7 protein-coding genes and 1 tRNA gene are annotated in these 3,830 nt (G+C 64.9%); 7 read left to right on the top strand and 1 reads right to left on the bottom strand.

Annotated elements, in window-relative coordinates; all coding sequences use genetic code 11:
* Window positions 1–333: 333 nt before the first annotated feature.
* The 7 genes from EN750_RS22925 to EN750_RS22895 all read left to right on the top strand — a co-directional run bounded on the left by EN750_RS22925 (window position 334) and on the right by EN750_RS22895 (window position 3,333).
* Window positions 334–409 (top strand) — tRNA-Thr (locus EN750_RS22925).
* 135 nt (window positions 410–544) lie between these two features.
* Window positions 545–733: a DUF2158 domain-containing protein gene (locus EN750_RS22920; RefSeq protein WP_127397735.1), complete on the top strand. Its 189-nt coding sequence runs from the start codon at window positions 545–547 to the stop codon at window positions 731–733.
* A gap of 163 nt (window positions 734–896) precedes the next feature.
* Window positions 897–1,328, top strand: coding sequence for an acid-shock protein (locus EN750_RS22915; protein ID WP_127397734.1), 432 nt, complete (start codon window positions 897–899; stop codon window positions 1,326–1,328).
* Window positions 1,329–1,399: 71 nt separating this feature from the next.
* Complete coding sequence (locus EN750_RS22910) at window positions 1,400–1,942, top strand: RNA polymerase sigma factor (protein WP_127269065.1); 543 nt, start codon at window positions 1,400–1,402, stop codon at window positions 1,940–1,942.
* Between the two features lie 86 nt (window positions 1,943–2,028).
* Window positions 2,029–2,481: a hypothetical protein gene (locus tag EN750_RS22905; RefSeq protein ID WP_127397733.1), complete on the top strand. Its 453-nt coding sequence runs from the start codon at window positions 2,029–2,031 to the stop codon at window positions 2,479–2,481.
* Window positions 2,478–2,933: a periplasmic heavy metal sensor gene (locus EN750_RS22900; RefSeq protein WP_127397732.1), complete on the top strand. Its 456-nt coding sequence runs from the start codon at window positions 2,478–2,480 to the stop codon at window positions 2,931–2,933. Before EN750_RS22905 ends, EN750_RS22900 begins: the two co-directional genes overlap by 4 nt.
* A gap of 112 nt (window positions 2,934–3,045) precedes the next feature.
* The gene (locus EN750_RS22895; RefSeq protein ID WP_127397731.1) at window positions 3,046–3,333 is read left to right on the top strand and encodes a hypothetical protein; all 288 of its coding nucleotides are present in this window, start codon (window positions 3,046–3,048) and stop codon (window positions 3,331–3,333) included.
* A gap of 120 nt (window positions 3,334–3,453) precedes the next feature.
* Here EN750_RS22895 and EN750_RS22890 read toward each other — a convergent pair.
* Window positions 3,454–3,830 (bottom strand): DUF6537 domain-containing protein (locus EN750_RS22890; RefSeq protein ID WP_348629618.1); only part of this gene is annotated, 377 nt, incomplete at its 5' end.

Raw genomic sequence — 3,830 nt, 5'->3', positions numbered from 1 at the left:
AAGCGGGTCCCTCTGTCTTTGCCAACCTTGCCGTGATCGTTAGCCGCAGGCGACCAATCAATCAACGGGCGAGCGGCGCATTCTGCCTCGCAGAGGTGTGCAAAGTCCATTCCGGCGCTGTTCCGGCAACAAAATCAGCATGTTTCGCCGATTTTCGCGCACAGGGAGCACGCGCACCGTGCGCCGCATTCCCTTGGCGACTGACTGGCGGACAAGGCGGCGGCCGGCTTTCGAGGGTGCCACGACGCCGACGCAGGAATTGCCAAGTCGCATCTTGAATTCGCGCCCGGTTGCGTCTATCACCGCCGCATCCTGGAGGCCTTGGCTTCCTGGGCCGCTTTAGCTCAGTTGGTAGAGCACCGCATTCGTAATGCGGGGGTCGCGTGTTCGAGTCACGCAAGCGGCACCATTCCTCCTCCATTTTTGTCGTCTGTCTGCCCCTTCGCAGCTGGTGCAAAGGATTGCGGCGCCGGCCTGGCAGATCTGCCATTGTCGAGACACCGGTTTGGTGTGAAAATCATGGCCTCAGCATGGGAGGTCAAAAATGCCCAACAATTTCAAGACCGGAGACGTCGTCAGGCTGAAATCCGGAGGTCCCAGGATGACGATCAGCGATGGGGCAGCCTCGGGCATGTATCTGTGCCACTGGTTCAATCGCGAGGGCGAGGTGTGGACCCCGCAACATGCCGGGTTCAAGCCCGAACAACTGATTGCGGCCGACCCGTCGGACTAGAGTTCCTTCCATCCCGATCGAGCCGGGATGGGCACCCTCTTTTGTCCGGGCGTGAACGGATCAGCAGGCGCGACCGACGGATTTTCCGGGTCGCGGCGTTTAACGGTTGAAGCGCGATGGCGGCACAAGCCGTCTGCGTCGCGCCAACCTGGAGACGCACAGCATGATCCGCCGTTCGATATTAGTCGTTGCCTTGAGTTTGCAGACCGTTGCGGCTTTCGCCCAGGCAACGACGCCGCCTGCACCGCCGACCGCCGCGCCACTTGCCGCGCCAGGCGCTTCGGGGACCAGGTCCGACATCACGCTGGCCAAATTCCAGAAGCGGCGCGAAAAGGCGATCATGGCGGCCGACACGGATGGCGACGGCAAGATCAGCCTGCTGGAATGGGAGGCCTTTCAGACGAAGCGCAACGTCAAGGGCGACGCCGCCAAATCCTTCGCGCGGATCGATTCCAACCATGACGGCTTCATCGATCGCGCCGAACTCGATGCATTCTTCGCCAGGCGCTTCGCCCGGCTGGACAAGAATGCCGACGGCATTTTGACGGCCGACGAACTGCCGGGCCACAAAACCGCTCCCAAGCAAGAGCAATGACCAAGAGGTCAAGCAGGGAGCAATGACCAAGAGGCAATGACGCGCGATGAATATCGGGAGTGCGCCGACTGATGGCTGCGGATCCGGACGAGGAGCTGGTTCGCCGTGTTGGCGCCGGCGAGCCGGCAGCCGTGCAAACGCTCGTCGCGCGCAAGCTGCCGCGTATCCTGGCGCTTGCCGTGCGCATGCTCGGCGATGCGGCGGAGGCCGAGGATGTCGCGCAGGAAACCTTCGTGCGGATCTGGCGCCATGCCGCGAGCTGGCGGCGCGGCAATGCGCGCTTCGACAGCTGGATCCACCGGGTGACGCTCAACCTTTGCTACGACCGGCTGCGTCGCAGGCGCGAGTGGGTGACCGGCGACCTGCCGGAGATGGTCGACCCCGCGGCACTTCCCGATGCCCCTCGCCAGGAGGAAGCGCTTCGGGTCGAACGGGCGCTGCAAGCCATAGCGCCGCGCCAGCGCGAAGCCATCGTTCTGGTCTACTATCAGGAGATGTCCAATATCGAGGCGGCAGCGACCTTGCAGATCAGCGTCGATGCCCTGGAGAGCCTGCTTGCGCGCGGCCGGCGGTCGCTGCAGGCGATCCTGGCGGGGGATGGCGCCGATGAGTAAGCACCGGGCAAGCACCAACGCACCACGGCCATTGCGCCTTGCTGGTGCCGCCTGGCGCCCGGCGCCGACGGGCGAGGGGGCGACACATGGCTGAAGGATCCTGGAACGAACCCGCAATGGATGCCAGGCGCTTTGCCGTCTTGGCCCAGGCCTATGGCGGCGACTTGCGGCGATGGCCCGAGGCTGAGCGAATGGCCGGCACGGTCTTTGCCGCGAGCGGCGCGGGCAAGGCCATCTTGAGGCAGGCCGGGACACTTGACGCGCTGCTCGACAGCTACCGCGTCGACGCCCCGGACAAGGCACTGCACGGCAGCATTCTGCAGGCTGCCGGCCGGCACCTCGTCCAGCGCCGGCGTAAGCGGTTCTGGTGGCTGGGGCTGGGACTTGCCGGCATTGGTCTGGCCGGTGCCGTGGCAGGGCTGGCCCTGGTGACCATCGTCACGCCGGAGGTCCAGCCGGACCATTATGTGCTGGATGCCAATGCGACGGCGTTTGGCGATGCCGGCCCCGCTGCCGAGAACGGTGAGGAAAGCCTATGAGCACGCGCTGGGTCCGTGGTCTGGTTATTGCTTCCGTGGTGCTGAACGTCTTTCTTGCCGGCGCATTCGTCGGCGGTGCGGTCTGGCTGAGAAATGCCAAAACAGGTGTCTCGCTGGAATCGGCCGGCCGACAACTTCCCGACCAGGATCGCAAGGCGTTCCGCGAGGCGCTGCGCCAGGTTCGCGTGCAGTCCCGTCAGATCATTCTCGATGGCCAGCAGGCGAGGCAGCAGGCAGCGGACCTGCTGCAACAGCCTGTCATAGACAAGGCCGCCGTGTCGGCGGCCCTGGAGCGGGCACGCAACGCCGACGCGACGGTTCGCACCCGGCTCGAGCAGGCCATTGTCGACTTCGCGGCGAACACATCACCCGAAAACCGGAGCGTGCTGGCACAGGCATTGCTGCGCCACATGGAACGCCGCGCTGCCGTGGCGCCGAAAAAATCGCCATGACGACCGACGGAAAAGGCGGGAGACGCCGTTTAACGAAGAGAAGGGACAAGCCTGCCCGATCGCACCGTGCCGGGCGGCCATCTTCAACCTCGAATGCACTCGGAGCCCAATTATGAGTCGCCTGAAAAACTATGCAGCAGCCGCTATCCTGGCGGTCAGTGGAACTGTCGTGACCGCCACCGCGTCCAACGCAATGCCCGTCATGTCTGTAACCCATCCGGCCGCCCCGGCATTGGTCGAGCATGTCCGCTGGGGGTGCGGCATCGGCTGGCACCCGAACCGATGGGGCCGTTGCGTGCCGAACGGCGTCGTCATCGTGCGCCCGCGCTACCACTACTGGCACGCTCCGGTCTATGGCTGGCACCCGCACCATCACTGGCGCCGCTGGCACCATAACTGATCAAAGCACGGCGGGGTCAGGCACCTGGCCCCGCGTCAGCGCCGGCGCACGGGCAATCCTGTCAGCCAGCCCGGAGTTAAGGTTAGCGCCGCTCCAATCCGTGGACGCCCGCTAGATATCTCAGCTGATTGGGTCCGGCCCCAGCGTCGCCACCGTCTTCAGCGCGCCGTCGAGCATGTCGCCCTTCTCATCCTTCAGCGCCATTTCGCGCAGGCGGCGGATCCAGTCGGCGGCGTCGGCGCGGCCCTTGACCAGGTCGAGCGCGGACAGAACGCGGTCGAATTTCGACTGTGCCCGGACATGGGTGTCGCTGTAGCCCTTGATCAGCCGGCGACAATTGAGGATCTCGACGGCCAGTGCGTAATCCTGGGGCACATGGTCGAGAGCCAGCGCGTACCAGCGATCGAGATGCGCGATCTCAACCTTGTGGCGCAGAAAGCTGCGGCGCCAGCGGCGCAGGCCGCCGATGAACCACAGAGCGGCAAAGCCAGCAAAAC

This window comes from Mesorhizobium sp. M7A.F.Ca.ET.027.03.2.1, from assembly GCF_003999175.1.
Lineage (GTDB): Bacteria > Pseudomonadota > Alphaproteobacteria > Rhizobiales > Rhizobiaceae > Mesorhizobium.
This window is presented reverse-complemented; position numbering and strand designations above follow the sequence as displayed.

Coding starts and splice junctions, on each gene's coding strand:
- EN750_RS22920 (WP_127397735.1), top strand. CDS start 545: ATGCCCAACAATTTCAAGACCGGAGACGTCGTCAGGCTGAAATCCGGA.
- EN750_RS22915 (WP_127397734.1), top strand. CDS start 897: ATGATCCGCCGTTCGATATTAGTCGTTGCCTTGAGTTTGCAGACCGTT.
- EN750_RS22910 (WP_127269065.1), top strand. CDS start 1,400: ATGGCTGCGGATCCGGACGAGGAGCTGGTTCGCCGTGTTGGCGCCGGC.
- EN750_RS22905 (WP_127397733.1), top strand. CDS start 2,029: ATGGCTGAAGGATCCTGGAACGAACCCGCAATGGATGCCAGGCGCTTT.
- EN750_RS22900 (WP_127397732.1), top strand. CDS start 2,478: ATGAGCACGCGCTGGGTCCGTGGTCTGGTTATTGCTTCCGTGGTGCTG.
- EN750_RS22895 (WP_127397731.1), top strand. CDS start 3,046: ATGAGTCGCCTGAAAAACTATGCAGCAGCCGCTATCCTGGCGGTCAGT.